The organism is Rhodococcus sp. 5G237 (assembly GCF_053764735.1).
This window is the reverse complement of the sequence record NZ_JBSNCD010000003.1, coordinates 131913-147888: the sequence shown is the minus strand read 5'-3', so window position 1 is coordinate 147888 and position 15976 is coordinate 131913. Positions and strand designations below refer to the sequence as shown.

General features: G+C 67.5%; 13 protein-coding genes and 1 pseudogene. All 14 read left to right on the top strand.

Translation table 11 applies throughout. The features are described from left to right. Positions 1-136 precede the first annotated feature (136 nt). A complete protein-coding gene (locus ACWPOC_RS07445) occupies positions 137-1186 on the top strand; it encodes a LacI family DNA-binding transcriptional regulator (RefSeq protein ID WP_455408301.1) in 1050 nt (349 codons plus the stop codon). A gap of 132 nt (positions 1187-1318) precedes the next feature. Next, positions 1319-2404 (top strand): pyrimidine utilization protein A, encoded by a 1086-nt coding sequence (gene rutA, locus ACWPOC_RS07440; RefSeq protein WP_455408300.1) that lies wholly within the window; start codon positions 1319-1321, stop codon positions 2402-2404. 72 nt (positions 2405-2476) lie between these two features. Further along, positions 2477-3445, top strand: coding sequence for a carbon-nitrogen hydrolase family protein (locus ACWPOC_RS07435; RefSeq protein ID WP_455408299.1), 969 nt, complete (start codon positions 2477-2479; stop codon positions 3443-3445). Continuing rightward, entirely contained in the window at positions 3442-5085 is a 1644-nt protein-coding gene (locus ACWPOC_RS07430; protein WP_455408298.1) for an amidase, read from the top strand. The genes ACWPOC_RS07435 and ACWPOC_RS07430 overlap by 4 nt, the downstream gene beginning before the upstream one ends. Continuing rightward, a complete protein-coding gene (locus ACWPOC_RS07425; RefSeq protein ID WP_455408297.1) occupies positions 5078-6565 on the top strand; it encodes an MFS transporter in 1488 nt (495 codons plus the stop codon). The genes ACWPOC_RS07430 and ACWPOC_RS07425 overlap by 8 nt, the downstream gene beginning before the upstream one ends. Next, positions 6562-7212 carry an isochorismatase family protein gene (locus ACWPOC_RS07420; RefSeq protein ID WP_455408296.1) on the top strand — a complete coding sequence of 217 codons (651 nt, stop codon included), beginning with the start codon at positions 6562-6564 and terminating at the stop codon, positions 7210-7212. Before ACWPOC_RS07425 ends, ACWPOC_RS07420 begins: the two co-directional genes overlap by 4 nt. Positions 7213-7344: 132 nt before the next feature. Continuing rightward, positions 7345-8523 (top strand): sugar ABC transporter substrate-binding protein, encoded by a 1179-nt coding sequence (locus ACWPOC_RS07415; protein WP_455408295.1) that lies wholly within the window; start codon positions 7345-7347, stop codon positions 8521-8523. Further along, a complete protein-coding gene (locus tag ACWPOC_RS07410) occupies positions 8510-10045 on the top strand; it encodes a sugar ABC transporter ATP-binding protein (protein WP_455408294.1) in 1536 nt (511 codons plus the stop codon). Before ACWPOC_RS07415 ends, ACWPOC_RS07410 begins: the two co-directional genes overlap by 14 nt. A 22-nt stretch (positions 10046-10067) precedes the next feature. After that, a complete protein-coding gene (locus ACWPOC_RS07405; protein ID WP_455408293.1) occupies positions 10068-11099 on the top strand; it encodes an ABC transporter permease in 1032 nt (343 codons plus the stop codon). 238 nt (positions 11100-11337) lie between these two features. Next, on the top strand, positions 11338-12672 hold the full coding sequence (locus ACWPOC_RS07400) for an NtaA/DmoA family FMN-dependent monooxygenase (protein WP_006552848.1): 1335 nt from the start codon (positions 11338-11340) through the stop codon (positions 12670-12672). A 120-nt stretch (positions 12673-12792) separates the two neighbouring features. Continuing rightward, complete coding sequence (locus ACWPOC_RS07395; RefSeq protein ID WP_230791987.1) at positions 12793-13596, top strand: GntR family transcriptional regulator; 804 nt, start codon at positions 12793-12795, stop codon at positions 13594-13596. Positions 13597-13716: 120 nt separating this feature from the next. Beyond that, positions 13717-13899: pseudogene (locus ACWPOC_RS07390) on the top strand (GntR family transcriptional regulator); the annotation flags it as partial. Positions 13900-14333: 434 nt separating this feature from the next. Next, positions 14334-14465, top strand: a complete 132-nt coding sequence (locus ACWPOC_RS07385; protein ID WP_455408292.1) for a hypothetical protein — start codon at positions 14334-14336, stop codon at positions 14463-14465. Between the two features lie 352 nt (positions 14466-14817). Next, positions 14818-15963, top strand: coding sequence for a sugar ABC transporter substrate-binding protein (locus ACWPOC_RS07380; RefSeq protein ID WP_455408291.1), 1146 nt, complete (start codon positions 14818-14820; stop codon positions 15961-15963). The last annotated feature ends 13 nt before the right edge of the window (positions 15964-15976 follow it).

Sequence of the window (15976 nt, the reverse complement as noted above, 5' to 3'; positions counted from 1 at the left end):
AGGAATGGTCATCCGCTACGGAAATTTCTGCAGCGGACAGCAGAAGTCGTAGCGAATGCGCGGGAGAGGACGGAGGGTTCGTCCTGTTCTCCGCGTGAACTCTGCTCTCCCTGTCTCGTGTCCCTACAATCCGGGAATGGGGAACAGGTCGGTCACCAGTTACGACGTCGCTCGCCGCGCAGGAGTGTCGCAGTCGACGGTCTCGCGTGCCCTGCGCGACGACCCGCGCGTCGTGGAGAAGACCCGCCTGCGCATCCGGGCTCTCGCGAAGGAGATGGGGTACGTCCCGCACGTCACGGCCCGGAGCCTGATCACCCGGAGGTCGTCGACCATCGGGATCGTCAGCGGCGACCTGCACAACCCGTCGTACCCGACGCTGGTGAACACCCTGCAGGACTGCTTCGCTCACAACGACTACCGGGTCCTGCTCATGAGCGACCGCACCGAGGGATCTCTGGAGAAGGACATCCTCGCGTTGCGCGGGGGACTGGTGGACGGCGTGGTGTTCATCTCCTCGCGACTGGATTCACCGATGGTCTCGGAGATCATCGACTGGAGGATTCCCCTCGTCATCCTCAACCGCGACGTCGACGGTCGGTACGCGCACCGGGTGGATCGGGTGACCTCCGACAACATCGGTGGTGGCAGGCTCGTCGCCGACCATCTGCTCGACATGGGGCACACCCGCATCGCCCTGATCTCCGGTCCGTTGGACAACCCCAGCATCCGATTGCGTGAGAAGGGCTTCCGCGACCGGCTCGAGGAGCGCGGTGTACCGATCGACGAGGGGCGCGTCCATCGTGGTGCAGTGGACGCGGCCACGGGTCTCGCCGGTGGGTTGATGCTGCTGGCCGGACCGGATCGTCCTACGGCGGTGTTCTGTGCGACCGACTACATCGCGTACGGCACGCTCGACGCGGCCAAGCGGCTCGATCTCGATGTGCCCGGCGAGGTTTCGGTGGTCGGATACAACGACCTGCAGCAGTCGAGCTGGTCGATATTCGACCTGACGACCGTGCGCCAACCGCTCGAGGACATGGCTGTGGCCGCGGCGGAGCTGCTCCTGGCGCGCATCGACGGGAACGAGGGGCGGCCGGTGCACCGGAACTTCGACGTCGAGTGGGTGCCGCGGGGGAGTGCGGCCCCCTGCGCGGTACCGTTTGCGCAATCCGTCGCCGATCGTTAACGCGGGCAACAATCCCGTTACCCGTCGACACACATCCGGCAACAACTCCTGAATACATTCGAAGTCACAGCGAGCCAGGCAGTGCCGCCGGATCGCTTCCTCGAATCTCCCCGCCTCTCAGGAGTGAGTGACATGGAAATCGGCGTCTTCATCCCCATCGGCAACAACGGCTGGCTCATCTCCAAGAGCGCCCCGCAGTACATGCCGTCGTTCGAGCTCAACAAGACGATCGTGCAGAAGGCGGAGAAGCACGGCCTCGACTTCGCGCTCTCGATGATCAAGCTCAAGGGTTTCGGTGGCGAGACCGAGTTCTGGGACCACAACCTCGAATCCTTCACGCTCATGGCCGGTCTCGCGGCCGTCACCGAGAAGATCAAGCTGTTCGCCTCCACTCCGATCCTCACCCTGCCGCCGGCGATGGTCGCCCGGATGGCGTCGACGATCGACTCGATCGCTCCCGGACGGTTCGGCGTCAACATCGTGACCGGTTGGGCGCCCAACGAATACACGCAGATGGGTCTGTGGCCCGGCGACGAGTACTTCGGCTACCGCTACGCGCAGGCCACCGAGTATGTGACGGTGATGAAGCAGTTGTGGGCCGATGGCGTCAGCAACTTCAAGGGTGAGCACTACACGATGGACGAGTGTGTGCTCTCGCCGAGCCCGACCGGAGGCGGGGTGCCGATCGTCGCGGCGGGACAGTCCAAGAGCGGCATGAAGTTCGCATCCGAGATGGCCGACTTCAACTTCATCATGGGCACCGGGATCAACACCCCGACCGCCATCTCGGACTCCGTGGCAACCCTCGTCGACGCAGCCGGTGAGACCGGTCGGGACGTCGGTGCGCTGACCCTGTTCATGATCATCGCCGACGAGACGGACGAAGCGGCACAGGCGAAGTGGAAGGACTACCACGACAACGCCGACCTCGCCGCACTCGGATACATGGCCGACCAGTCCGCCGCCGACGCCACCGCCGACGATTCCTCCACGGCGAAGACCATCTCGCTTCCCGAGGGCGCGGTGAACTTCAACATGGGCACCCTAGTCGGCTCCTACGAGACCGTCGCGAAGATGCTCGACGAGGTCGCGGAACTCGAGGGCATCAAGGGCATCATGCTCACCTTCGACGACTTCGTCGAGGGCATCGAGAACTTCGGCACCCACATTCAGCCTCTGATGAAGAGCCGCAACACCATCCAGGCCGCCGCAGCCTGACACGAACGACGGGTGGGAGCGTGAGCGTCGAGCCGCGCTCCCACCCGTCCTCCCATTTCCAGGAGGTTCCTCTTGACTTCGCGCACCCTCGACGTCGCCATCGTTCAGGCCGGCGAACTGACCGAGGACCTCCTCGGTAACCTTGCCGGGCTCGCCGCCCTCGTGCGCGCGGCAGCCGCACCCGACGGCGACGGCACCACACCCGACCTGCTGGTCCTGCCCGAACTGATCACCACCCCCTACTTCTGCACCAGCCACGACGTCGACCGCACGTCCTGGGCCGAGACGATCCCCGGCGACGCCACCGACCTGTTCGGCGCACTCGCGCGAGAACTCGGTTGCGCCATCGCCTTCGGTGTCTTCGAACGTACCGCCCACGACGTCACCCACAACTCCGTCGTCATGATCGACGCCACCGGCGAGATCCTGAGCTGGCGCACCCCCGACGGCGGAACACTGCCTGCCTACCGGAAACTGTCGCTGCCGGCGAGCAAGGTCGGCGACGTCGACATCGACGAGAAGTACCACTTCGCGCCCGGGCAGGCGCCCGCGACCGTCGACGCCTTCGGCACCCGGTTCGGGTGCGTCATCTGCTACGACCGCACGTTCCCCGAGAACTGGGCGGTCGCCCGTGCACTCGGCGCCGAGGTGATGCTCGCGATCGTCTCGTCGCTCGGCACCCGCGAGGACCTCTTCCTCGCCGAGCTGCAGACCCGCGCCCTCGAATCGCAGATGTGGATCGTCGCGGCCAACCGCGCCGGCCCGGAGACCCTCAACAGGGTGACGGTCGACTACTTCGGCCTGTCGTGCGTGATCGCCCCCAACGGTGCGATCGTCGCCCAGGCCCCGGCCCATCGTGCGGGGGAGACGCTGCGCTTCACCCTCGACCTCGACGCCGTCCCCACGCAACGTGCCGCCTTCCCGCTCACCCGGGACCGGCGCCCGGACGTGCTGCGCCTGCTCGCAGACCTCACCGCGGGCACCGTGCGGCCCGCTCCGCTGCCTCGGCCGGCCTCCGCGACGACGGAGGTGCTCCGATGACGACCACCGACTATCCCGACCTCACCGCCACGACCGTCGACGACCTGCTCCCACAGGCCCACGCCGACATGGAGCCGCTCCTCGAGGCGGGGCGACGCACACCCCTGGCCCCGGTGCCGGACGGCCCGGCCTGCGAGCCCGCCCATTCCACCGCGTTGCTGGCAGCGAGCCCGGCCCTCGCCTCGCCGATCGAGGTGCCCGCCCACACCGTCCGCACCGACGCACCCGTGCACGAACTCGGCGTCCTCGACCTGCTCGCCGCCTACCGGTCCGGCGCGACCACACCCACCGCCGCCCTCGACGCGCTGCGGGCCCGGTGGAGCGACCCGGAACTGTCCGGAGGGGCAATCCTCGCCGTGATCGACGGCGCCGACGACGCGGCCGCGGACTCGGACCGACGATGGAGCGACGGCACCGCCCGCCCGCTCGAAGGCATCTTCTTCGCCGTCAAGGACATCATCGACGTGGCCGGGGCGCCCGTCACCGCAGGCTCGCGGACCACCGGTGACCGCATCGCGGCGACCGACGCGACCGTCGTAGCGCGCCTCCGCGCGGCCGGAGCCATCCCCGTGCTCATGACCGCCACCACCGAATTCGCCTGCGGTGCACCGCACAACGCCCGCTACGGTGCCGTGACCAATCCGTGGGACCGGGACCGGTGGACGGGGGGATCGTCGACCGGTTCGGCCGGCGCCCTGGCCGCGCGGCTCGTCCCGCTCGCTCTCGGCACCGACACCGGTGGATCGATCCGGGTGCCCAGCGCCCTGTGCAATCTCACCGGCATCAAGCCGACCTACGGTCTCGTGCCGCGCACCGGCGTCGCGTCGCTGTCGTGGAGCCTCGACCACATCGGTCCCATGGCACGTTCTGCCGCCGACCTGCGGATCGCCCTCGAGGTGCTCGCCGGGCCGGACGGATACGACCCGGCTGCCGTACCGGACGACACAGCACAGCAGGTGCGGGACGGACTCGTGGCCGCGGGAACAGCCGCAGCACCGTCCCTGGCCGGTGTACGCCTCGGTGTCCCCACGACCTGGTTCACCGAACTGTGCGACGCCGGCGTACTTGCCGCCTGGGAGACCGTCGTGGACACCTTCCGCAACCTCGGCGCCGAGATCGTGCCCGTCGACATCCCGGACGCCCACCGTCTCCACGACGACGTCACGATCGTCATGACCTGCGAGCTGGCCTCCAATCAGGAGGGCGCCCTGGAGAAGTTCGCGCTGTACGACATCGGCACGCAGGTGCGGATCGCGCGCGGACTCGTGCCCTCGGCGGTGGACTATCTGCGGTCGGTGCGCCGGCGTACGCTCGCCCAGCAGGAAGCGATCCGCGCTTTCGACACCGCGGGTATCGATGTGCTCGTCACGCCGGGTATCGGCGCCACGGCGGCGCGGTTGTCGGACGTGACGATGGAGATCGACGGGGTGCGGTACCCGATGCAGTCGATCGTCGGCCGCAACACGGGGCTGTTCGACTATCTCGGCCTGCCCGCCGTCATGGCGCCCGCCGGCTTCTCCGACGGGATGCCGGTCGGTGTGCAGTTGGTAGGACGGCCGTGGGCGGACGACACGTGCCTGCGCCTGGCGCAGGTGCTCCAATCCGTCACCGACGTCCACAACCGCCGGTCCGATGGATAGCCTGGCCCCGCAGCGTCATCCGCATCCGTGGCGGGTGTTCTCGGCGACGAGCATCGGGGTCGTCGCGGTGTTCCTCAGCCTGAGCGGGTTGACCGTCGCACTGCCCACGGTCGCACGCGAACTCGATGCCTCCGGCGCCCAGTCGACGTGGATACTGCTCGGCTACATGCTCGTCACGACCGCCCTGATCCTGGTGTTCGGGCGGCTCGCCGACATCATCGGGCGAAGGCCGCTCTACCTCGCGGGACTGATCACCTTCACCGTCGCGACGGGGTTGTGCATGCTGGCGCCGTCGGCGGGATGGCTCGTCGCGGCCCGGGTGCTCCAAGGGGCCGGGGCCGCCGCCATCGTCACGAACAACACGGCGTTGCTCACCGACACCTTCCCGCCGCGGACCCTCGGCCGGGCGCTGGGCTGGAACGCGACGGTCGCAGCCGTCGCGCAGGTGGTGGGACCGGTGATCGGCGGTGCCGCCACCGCAGTCTTCGGGTGGCGCGGGCTGTTCCTCGTGGTGCTGCCCGTGGGGCTGCTCGCGATCGCCGCGTCGATCGCCGTGATTCCGCGCAGTCCTTCCAGAGCGGTGACCCGGGAACCCTTCGATGTCTCCGGCGCGGTGCTGTCCACCGCGCTGCTCGCCGCCGTCGTCCTGGCTCTCACCCCGGGGGTCGGTTCGACGCCCTGGTTGCCCTGGGCGTGCGGCGCAGCGAGCCTCGTCCTCGCCGTAGCGTTCGTCGCGGTGCAGATCAGACGGACCCATCCGCTCGTCGACCTGTCGTTGTTCCGTAACCGGGGTATCGCGCTCGTTCTCGCCGCGGTGCTCGTCAATGCGATCGCCACCTATGCCGTGACGCTGCTCGTGTCGCTGTACGGGCAGGCGGTGAGCGGAATTTCCGCGGTCGCCGCTGGTGCGCTGGTGATGCCGGTCGCGATCGGCACCGTCGTCGCCGCGGCAGCAGCGGGATCTCTGATGCTGCGTTTCAGTCCTCGCACGCTCACCGCGACCGGCATGGGACTCAACGCCGTCGGTCTGCTCGGAGTGGCACTGTTGTTGTCGCCGGACGGCGGCTCGCTCGGGGCGACCGCGCCCTTCCTGTTCGTACTCGGCTGCGGCACCGGACTGTTCATGACACCGAGCACCAGCGCATTGATGCTCACCGCCCCCGCGGACCGCCGTGGCATCGCCAACGGACTGCGCTCGACCCTGCAGAACGTCGGCTACCTGCTCAGCACCGCACTGGCGCTCGTCTTCGCCACTGCCGGCCTCAGCGCCGCTGCCCGCCAGGCCGCCTACGGCGGAACTCTCGGCACGCTCGGCAGTGCGGAGGTGGCGCGGTTCGTCGACAACGTGCGAGCGGTCGGCATCACGCTCGCCGTCGTCGCCCTGCTCGGTGTCGGTGTGTGCCTCGCTTTTCCGCGCCGCAATCCGGCCGCGACCGTCCACACCCTCGAATCCGTCACCCCACTGAAGGAGTCCGCATGACCATCGTCGATCGTGCAGAACAGGCCGTCGATTACGCCCGCGCCGGTTTCGGGCAGGAACTGCAGCCCGGGAGTCGTCCCGCGTTGATCGTCGTCGACCCCGCCCGCGCCTACATCGATCCCGACTGCCCGCTGTACGCGGGGGTGGAGGAGAACGTCGAGGCGATGCGCGCCCTGCTCACCTCGGCGCGCGAAGCCGGAATCCCGGTGGTGATCACCGAGGTCCGCCTGCGTGCCGACGGTGCCGACGCCGGGGTGTTCTTCAAGAAGTCGGGCACTCTCGTCGCGTTCTGCGAAGGCAGTCCGTACGGAGAGTTGATCGAGGGTCTCGAACCGACGTGCGCGGAAATGCTGGTGACGAAGAAGTATCCGAGTGCGTTCTTCGGGACCACTCTCAATTCGCACCTCACGTCGCTCGGCGTGGACACCGTGCTCATCGCCGGGTTGTCCACCAGCGGTTGCGTCCGCGCGACGACACTGGATGCGATGCAGCACGGCTTCGTTCCGATCGTCGTGGAAGACGCTGTGGGGGATCGTGATCCGGCGATCCATTCGTCGAACCTGTTCGATATGCAGCAGAAGATGGCGGAGGTGTGGCCGCTCGCCCGGGCGCAGGAGTACCTGGAGACGATCTCCGCACGCAATTAACACGATCGAACCAAGGATGTCGCCGCATGCAACACGCTGCGGATACATTCGAAGTCATCGCCTTCCCCAGCCGGTCCCGCAACGACGCGGCCGCTTCTTCTTCGGCACACTCCTCATCCCCCAGGAGAATCCATGCGTCATTCCCTTCCCGGCCGCGCCGCGATCGCCGCGCTCGCCTTCTCGGCCGTCTTCGGTCTCGCCGCGTGCAGCAGTGACGGTTCGGGTGGCGGCGACGTGTCCGACGCCGACGTCACCGCCGGAATCGAGTACGCCCGCGCCCAGCTCGCCCTGTACGAGGCGGACCCGGAGTTCACGCTCGAGGCCGAGCCGTTCCCGATGAAGGACATCGCAGGCAAGACGATCTTCGCGATCCCCACCAACAGCGAGAACCCGTACAACGTCGCCGTCGACGAGGAATCGAAGAAGGTCGCCGAAAGCTACGGCGCCACCTGGATCGAGTACACGAACCAGGGCCAGCCTGCCCAGTGGGCCACCGGTGTCGAACAGGCCGTGAACCAGAAGGTCGACCTCATCATCCTGTCGCAGGGTGTCGACGCATCCCTCATCAAGCCGGCACTCGAAAAGGCCGACGCTGCCGGGATTCCTGTTCTGCTCACCCACACCATCCTGCGCGGTGAACCGGTGCCCGCCGACCTCGAAGGACTGATCGACGCCACCACCGACGCCCCGCTCTCCGAGGCCAACCGGCTCACCGTCGACTGGATGATCGACCGCACCGAAGGCGAGGGCAACGCGCTCATCATCACCTCCAACGAGGTTCCGCCGGCGAAGGCCGAGGTGGCCGCGATGGAGGACGAGATCGCGCAGTACTGCCCGAAGTGCACCTACAAGATCGTGAACGTCCCGGTCACCGAGTGGGCCACCAAGATCCAGTCCGAGGTGCAGTCCGCACTCTCCGCCGACCCGAACATCAACTTCATCCTGCCCATCTACGACTCGATGTCGCTCTACGCCCAGTCGGGCATCAAGGCCGCAGGAAAGACCGGGCAGGTCGAGATCTCCTCGGTCAACGGCACCCCCGCCGTCCTCAAGATCCAGCAGGACGACGGCATCGTCACCATGAACGTCGGTGAATCCATCCCGTGGCTCGCGTGGGCGACGATGGACCAGGCCGGTCGCCTCCTGCTCGGCTACGACCCAGTCCCCAACGGTGCGCAGGAGACCCCGCTCAAGCTCATCACCGCCGAGAACATCGACGAGACCGGCACCCCGCCGCAGCCCGACAAGGGCTACGGCACGGCCTACGTCACCGGTTACGAAGCACTGTGGGGGCCCAGTGAGCAGTCCTGATCCCATCGTCAACATCGTCGGTCTGTCCAAGACCTTCGGTGAGCACACGGTGCTGAAGAAGGTCGGCCTGACGATCCACGCCGGTGAGGTGCACGGTCTGCTGGGGGAGAACGGTTCCGGCAAGTCCACGCTCATCAAGGTCCTGGCCGGCTTCCACGCCCCCGACCCCGGCGCCGCGCTGCAGGTGCGCGGCAGGGACGTGACACTGCCGGTCCCGGCCGGTGGATTCCGCGACCTCGGCATCAGCTTCGTCCACCAGGACCTCGCCCTCGTGCCCGACCTGTCGGTGGTCGAGAACCTCCGCGTCGGACCGGTCGTGGCCGGATCGACGCCGTGGATCTCGTGGCGGCGCGAGAAGCGCACCGCCCGAGCACTGTTCGAGCGCTTCGGACTCCATATCGACCCCGACGCACCGGTGTCGAGCCTGAACGAGACCGAACGTGCCCTCCTCGCCATCCTGCGGGCGACCGAGGAACTGGGAGAGCGCCGCACCCTGCTCGTGCTCGACGAGCCCACGGTCTTCCTGCCCCGCGAGGGCACCGACCTGCTGTTCGCCGTCGTCCGCGAGATCGTCGCCGACAAGAAAGCCGCCGTCCTGTTCGTCTCCCACGATCTCGACGAGGTGCTCGACCACACCGACCGCGTCACCGTGCTGCGCGACGGGGTGTCGCAGGGCACGCACCGCACCCGCGACCTCACCGCGACCTCGCTCATCGACCTCATCGTCGGACGCAGTCTCGACTCCGCCGACCCGCGCGTCGCCGGACCCGTCCGCGACTTCGAGGACGTACCGGCCCTCGCCCGGATCGAGGACCTCGGGACCACCACCGTCGACGGCGTCGGGTTCGACGTGCGGCCCGGGGAGGTCATCGGACTCACCGGCATCGCCGGCTCCGGCTACGACGACGTGCTCCCCGCCCTGTACGGGGCGCGGCAGGCCCGTGGCGGGCGGCTGACGGTCGGCGACGACAGCGTGGACCTGCCCGCGATGACACCGATCGACGCGCTCGCCCGCAAGGTCGTCTACGTGCCGCCGGACCGCAAGGTCGAAGGCAGCGCGCCCGAACTGACCGTCGCCGAGAACGTCACCCTGCCCGTGCTCGGTACAGGCTTCGTCAAACCACGAGCACTGAAGGACATCGCGACCGCGCTCGCCGAACACTGCGACGTCCGGCCACGGGACCCGCAGGCCGTCTACGGGTCGCTGTCCGGCGGCAACCAGCAGAAGGCTCTGCTCGGCAAGTGGCTCCAGACCGACCCGGTACTGGTGCTCCTCGCCGAACCCACCCAGGGTGTGGACATCGGTGCCCGCGCCCGCATCTTCGAGATGTTGCGGGAGACCGCGCGTGGGGGAGCGGGCATCGTCGTCGCCAGCTCCGACTACGAGCAACTGTCGGTCCTGTGCGACCGCGTCCTCGTCTTCTCCCACGGGCACGTCGTCGCCGAACTCACCGGCGACAACCTCTCCAAACACCACATCTCGGACAGTGTTCTCGGTCTGAAGACAGTGTCCTCGGTTTGACCCGACAGGAAGTGATCGCCTGATGTCCGTCACCATCGACAAGAGCACCACCGCGAAAACCGCATCCACCGAATCGGATCCCGCGCGCCCCCGTCGCTCTCTCGGTCCGCTGTTCGAGAAGTACGCACTCGTCCTGGCCCTGATCGCCGTCATCGTCGTGTTCAGTGCCCTGCGACCCGAGACCTACCCGACCGCCAACAACCTGCAGAACATCCTCGGATCCCAGGCCGTCCTGCTCGTCCTGGCCCTGGGACTGATCGTCCCGCTCACCGCCGGTGAGTTCGACTTGTCGGCCGTGTCGACGATGTCGCTGGCCGCTATGACGATCGCGGTGCTGAACGTGCAACACGGCTGGTCGCTGCTACCGGCCATCGCCGTCGCCGTACTCGCGTGCCTCGTCGTCGGCCTGATCAACGCACTGCTGGTCGTGCGATTGCAGATCGACTCGTTCATCGCGACCCTCGGCAGCGGCACCGTCGTCCTCGGTGTGGTGCAGTGGATCTCCGACTCGACCTCGGTCACCGGTGTCGACGCCGCACTCGTGGACGCCACCATCGGCACCCGCATCTTCGGGGTGTCGCTGCAGTTCTACTACGCCCTCGCCCTGGTGCTGATCATGGCGGTGGTCTTCCAGTACACCCCGATCGGACGCCGACTGCTCTTCGTCGGACGCGGTGCCCAGGTGGCCCGGCTCAGCGGCCTGCACGTCGACCGCATCCGCGGCGGCGTACTCGTCACCTCCGCGCTCGTCGCGGCTCTGGCCGGCATCGTCTACGCCGGCATGCTCGGTGGCGCCGACCCGTCTTCGGGCCAGTCGTTCATGCTGCCCGCCTTCGCGGCCGCCTTCCTCGGCGCCACCGCGATCGTCCCCGGCCGCTTCAACGCGTTCGGCACGCTGGTCGCGGTGTACTTCCTCGTCGCCGGGGTGGTCGGCCTGCAGATGCTCGGTGTCGCCAGCTTCGTCCAGCAGTTGTTCTACGGCGGCGCACTGGTGGTCGCGGTCGCGCTGTCCGGCGCGGTGCGGCGCCGCACGGCGTCACGCTCCACGCGCTGAGACGGGCCGCGAGATCGTCGAATGCGAGTGCCTCGTCGTATTGCGCGGCTGTCACGGTTGCGCAACACGGCGGGGCACTCGTCCCGTATCAGGACGAACGCTCCGGAACCCCGCTCCGAAGACTCGCGCAACGCGCGCGTTACCGCTACGGAACCGAATCGCCGCCGCTCACCGACGACACTTCACACGCCACCGCGGACATGCGGTCACCCAGTTTCGGAAAGAAAAGGCGGAAGACATGTTTCATCTCGGATGGTTTCTCGGAAGCGGCTTCGGCATCCAGCCCTGGAACCCGGCCGGCGGCGACGGTGTGTACACCGGCGCGAACATGCGGGACTGGATGAAGCCGGACCTGTACGTCGATCTCGCGGCCTCGCTCGAGCGCGCCTGCTTCGACTACATCCTCATCGAGGACACCGCGATGGTCGAGGACAGCTACAACGGTTCCGCGGAGGTGTCGCTCCGACGGGGCTTCATGGCACCGAAGAACGATCCGATGCCCCTCGTGCCGCTGATGACCCAGCGCACCAAGCACATCGGCATCGTTCCCACCGTCTCGACGATCCAGTACCACCCCTATCTCGCCGCCCGCCTCTACACCACGCTCGACCACCTCACCGAGGGCCGGGTGGGCATGAACGTCGTCACCTCGGTGACCGACCGCGTGGCCCAGAACTTCGGCTTCGAGCAACATTTCGATCACGACGAGCGGTACCGGATGGCCGAGGAGTGGGTCGACGTCGTCAAGCAGCTCCAGCACTCCTGGGATGTCGACGCCGTGGTCGCCGACGACGTGAACGGCATCTACGCCGACCACACCAAGGTCCACCCCATCAACTTCGAGGGCAAATACTTCCGTTCGCGCGGCCCCCTCAACACGATCCCCGGCCCGCAGCGCGACATTCCCGTCGTCTCGGCCGGCGGTTCGGTGCCGGGCCGCGAGCTCGCCGCCCGCCACGGCGACACGCAGATGGCGATGTGCAAGACCGTCGAGGACATGAAGGCCTACCGGGACGACATCCACCGCAGGATGATCACCCACGGCCGCAAGCCGAGCGACATCAAACTGCTGTTCCTCGCCACCCCGATTGTCGCGCCCACGGACGCCGAGGCGCGGGAGAAGGCCGAGGCGCTGCGCCGGTACCGGTACACCGATGCCGCGGTGGAGTACAACCTCTGGAACATGAGCTACACGAGCGGCGGGCGCATCGACTTCGGTGCGATCGACCTCGACACTCCGGTCGCCGACATCGACCTGTCCAAGGGCAACGGTGAGCGCTCCTCGATCGCCAACCTCTTCCAGGACACCGAGGGCAAGACCCTGCGGCAGGTCGCGGCCGAGTCGTTCCAGATCACCGACCTCGGTCTCGTCGGCAGCCCAGACACCGTGGCCGCGAAGATGGAGGAGATCATGGACGAGGTCGGGGGTGACGGCTTCCTGCTGTACTCGCCGATGACCCGCCACAGCATCGCGGAGATCGCCGACGGACTCGCCCCCGCACTGAAGCGTCGCGGAGCGATCCGCGACGGATACACCTACACGACCTTGAACGAGAACATCCACGAGTTCTGATCCGGTGGCACCGGTCGAGGACCGCATCCACCCGATGCGGTCCTCGACCGGTTTCGGCACCTCCGCTGTCCACCGGCCCGTAATTTCCGGAGACCGAGAAGTATGAGAGAGAACGTCATCATGAGAGAGCGAGCCACGCATCCCCGCGCGGTGGGTGGCTCGGCCGGCAACCGCAACACCCTCTCGCGGCGCGTGCACGACATGCTGCTGGCCTCGGTGCACCACGGCATCTACGCCGAGGACCAGGTGCTCGTCGAGGACCAGTTGATCGCCCACCTCGACGCGAGCCGCACCGCCGTCCGTGAGGCACTCCGGAAACTGGCGGACGAGGGAGTCGTCGAACGGCATCCGCGCAGCGGCACGATCGTGGTGAACACGGGAGTGCGGATCGCGTTGGAGGACATCCGTCTCGCCGACGGACCGCCGGACGAGATGGACATCGTCATCACCGAACAGCGCACGGTTCCCAGCACCTCACTGCTCAGGACCCGGCTGTCGACCTCGGATCGTCGCCTGCGGATGGTGGAGAACACGTTCGTGCTGCACGGCACCGTGATCGGTATCCGCACGGCGTACTTCCGGGCGTCCTTCGAAGCGGTGAGCTACGACGGGCGCGCGGCGATGAGCGAGGTCGCCGCCCGGTTCTTCGGACGCACCGTGTCCCGGATCGACACCTCGATCGGAGCGACGACCGCCGACGCGCGCACCGCCCGGATCCTCGGGATCGCCGAGGGTTCCGCGGTCGTCGTACGCAACCAGACCTTCTACGACTCCCACGAGCGCCCCATCCAGATCGCATTCGATCACTACCGCGCCGACCGTGTCACCTTCGTCCACGGGCGCCCGTCGACCGCCGCGGTTGCTTCTCCGCACCTGCACGCGACCGGCGGGCAGGACCCGGAGCGACACCACCCCCTGCGCTGAGAGACATCGGAGTCGAGTGGGATTGTCCTCGTAACGATTTCGAAACGCCGATGGGATATAAACGACCCATGACCGGCGTGGAGTCCGGTCGGTGTTCCAGGAGGCACAGTGCAGCAGGACATGCGTCGCGACGATTCATCAGTGCGAGGTTCGACGAATCAGACACGCCGCGCATACGGCTTGATCCGATCGTTGATCCGGTCGGGTTTTCTCGTCGACGACGAACAACTCGTCGAGGACCGCCTCGTCAAGACCATGGGTATTCCGCGGGCCCGGGTCCGGGAGGCACTCCAGCAACTCGCGGCCGACGGACTGGTGGAACGGCGCCGGCGTACGGGAACCCGTGTGCGGCAGGAGTATTTCCAGGTCCCCGTCGACGACATCCTGCCGTGGCACACCCCGCCCGGTTTCGCGGTGCGGCAGACCGACAATCGCGTGGTGCCGTCGGGGCCGTCCATCAGGACGCGTCTCGGAACCCACGACACCCGTGTGGGACTCGTCGAGCACGTCTTCGAACACGTGACGAGTTCCGGCGTGGAACCGTTGGGGGTGCGAATGGCCTACTACCGCGAGCGGTACGAGCAGCCCAAGGTGTGGCAACGCTGCCCGAGTCTCGCCGACGCCTTCGCACTGGTCTACGGCGTCCCGTTGGGCAAGGTGGACACCGTGATCGACGCCGTCGCCTGCGACACGGACACCGCCGCGTACTCGGCCTGCGCGAGGGTTCCCCCGTACTCATGCGCGAACAGCTCCTGCGCGATGTGGAGGGGACCGTGCAGGAGTACACCTTCTCGTACTACCGGGCCGATCGCGTGTCCTTCCCGCTCGGCACGGCACCCGAACGGGTGGAGGCAGTGACGCGCACCTGACGATCGACTCGGGAGGACGTGCCCGCATTCCGGAAGGAATGCGGGCATTTCCGCTTTCCGGGGGAGTGCGGCCCCGGCGAATAGGGGAGCGCTCTCGGCGTATTGACCGGATGCCGGATCGAGCTCGGACCGGCCGACCCCGTCGACCTGCACGAATCGCTCACCGGATGCAGCGCCCGAGAGGGTTACACGGCGAAATCGACGCGCAAATGCGTCGACCAGGCGGCGAAATCGATGCCGCGTTGACTGAGCGTCGTCACTGAGGCGAACGAGTTGTGGTGTCGCCGTGAACTCGATCCCGTGCCCGGCCGATGCACTGCATCACGGGCGTGTAGCTGGAACCGGAGAACGCATGAAATCGCTCAAGCATACGGCCGTCGGGGCCCTCTTCCTCGGTGCGTCGCTCGCACTGTCCGCCTGCACGGCGGCCACCGACGTCGGATCGGACGACACTTCGGACAGGACCCTCTCCGCCTCGGCGCAGGAATGTGTCGACGGCGTGCAGGCGCGTCTCGCCGCCGCGACCGCCCCGTCCGAGCTGATCGCCCCGACCGCACCCCTGGACCTCGCCGCGCTCCAAGGTGACACCATCTGGTTCATCACCGTGACGATGAACCAGTTCTCAGTGGACATGGTCGAAGGTGTCGAGGAAGCCGCCGAGGCCGCCGGGATGAAGGTGGTCCGCTTCGACGGTCAGGGCATGACCAACCGCTTCAACGAAGGCATCGAACAGGCCGTCGCGCAGAGGGCGGCAGGCATCATCCTGGTCGGTATCGATCCGAGCGTGGTGTCGTCGGCACTGGCCTCCGCCGAAGCCGCCGGCATCCCGGTGCAGAACACCCTCAACTCCGATCCGGACGACGCGGTCCCGTCGGGCATGTACGGCAACCTCACCGCGGATTTCAGCGCCGACGGGGCGATGGCCGCCGACTGGGTCATGGCCGACAGCGGCTGCGCCGGGAACCTGGCGATCATCTCGTCCACCTCGGTCACCGTGTGGGACTACCTCGCCCAGGGTGCGAAGTCGCAGATCGAGGCGGAATGCCCCGACTGCACCGTGATGATCATCGACGTCGACGTCGCCAATGTGGCGACCGATGTGGGCAGCCAGCTGCAGACCACGCTGCAGCGCCAACCCGACATCGACTACATCTTCCCCGTGTGGGACAGCGCCGTGACCTACGTGGACCCCGTGCTGGCCGCGGCCAATTCCAAGGCCAAGGTGCTCAGCCGCGACGGTCTGCAGCCGAACCTCGACGCGATCGCGGGCGGTTCCGGCCAGGACATGGACATCGCGACCCCGCCCGCCGGCTGGATCGGCTGGCTGGCCGTCGACGACCTCGCCCGCGCGATCCTCGGTGAGAGCGCTCCGGGCTACGTGATCCCGACCCGCGTCGTCGACGCCGACAACGTGGGTGATGCGAGCGTCGAGTCGATCGCGCCCGAATATACGGACTACCAGGCGGCATTCGTGTCCGCGTGGTCCTCGGCTCAATAACCGGCCGAACAGG

Bases quoted from the DNA above. Each gene is read 5' to 3' on its own strand.
- ACWPOC_RS07445 (WP_455408301.1), top strand. From the start codon at position 137: ATGGGGAACAGGTCGGTCACCAGTTACGACGTCGCTCGCCGCGCAGGA.
- rutA (WP_455408300.1), top strand. From the start codon at position 1,319: ATGGAAATCGGCGTCTTCATCCCCATCGGCAACAACGGCTGGCTCATC.
- ACWPOC_RS07430 (WP_455408298.1), top strand. From the start codon at position 3,442: ATGACGACCACCGACTATCCCGACCTCACCGCCACGACCGTCGACGAC.
- ACWPOC_RS07425 (WP_455408297.1), top strand. From the start codon at position 5,078: ATGGATAGCCTGGCCCCGCAGCGTCATCCGCATCCGTGGCGGGTGTTC.
- ACWPOC_RS07420 (WP_455408296.1), top strand. From the start codon at position 6,562: ATGACCATCGTCGATCGTGCAGAACAGGCCGTCGATTACGCCCGCGCC.
- ACWPOC_RS07415 (WP_455408295.1), top strand. From the start codon at position 7,345: ATGCGTCATTCCCTTCCCGGCCGCGCCGCGATCGCCGCGCTCGCCTTC.
- ACWPOC_RS07405 (WP_455408293.1), top strand. From the start codon at position 10,068: ATGTCCGTCACCATCGACAAGAGCACCACCGCGAAAACCGCATCCACC.
- ACWPOC_RS07400 (WP_006552848.1), top strand. From the start codon at position 11,338: ATGTTTCATCTCGGATGGTTTCTCGGAAGCGGCTTCGGCATCCAGCCC.
- ACWPOC_RS07395 (WP_230791987.1), top strand. From the start codon at position 12,793: ATGAGAGAGCGAGCCACGCATCCCCGCGCGGTGGGTGGCTCGGCCGGC.
- ACWPOC_RS07385 (WP_455408292.1), top strand. From the start codon at position 14,334: ATGCGCGAACAGCTCCTGCGCGATGTGGAGGGGACCGTGCAGGAGTAC.
- ACWPOC_RS07380 (WP_455408291.1), top strand. From the start codon at position 14,818: ATGAAATCGCTCAAGCATACGGCCGTCGGGGCCCTCTTCCTCGGTGCG.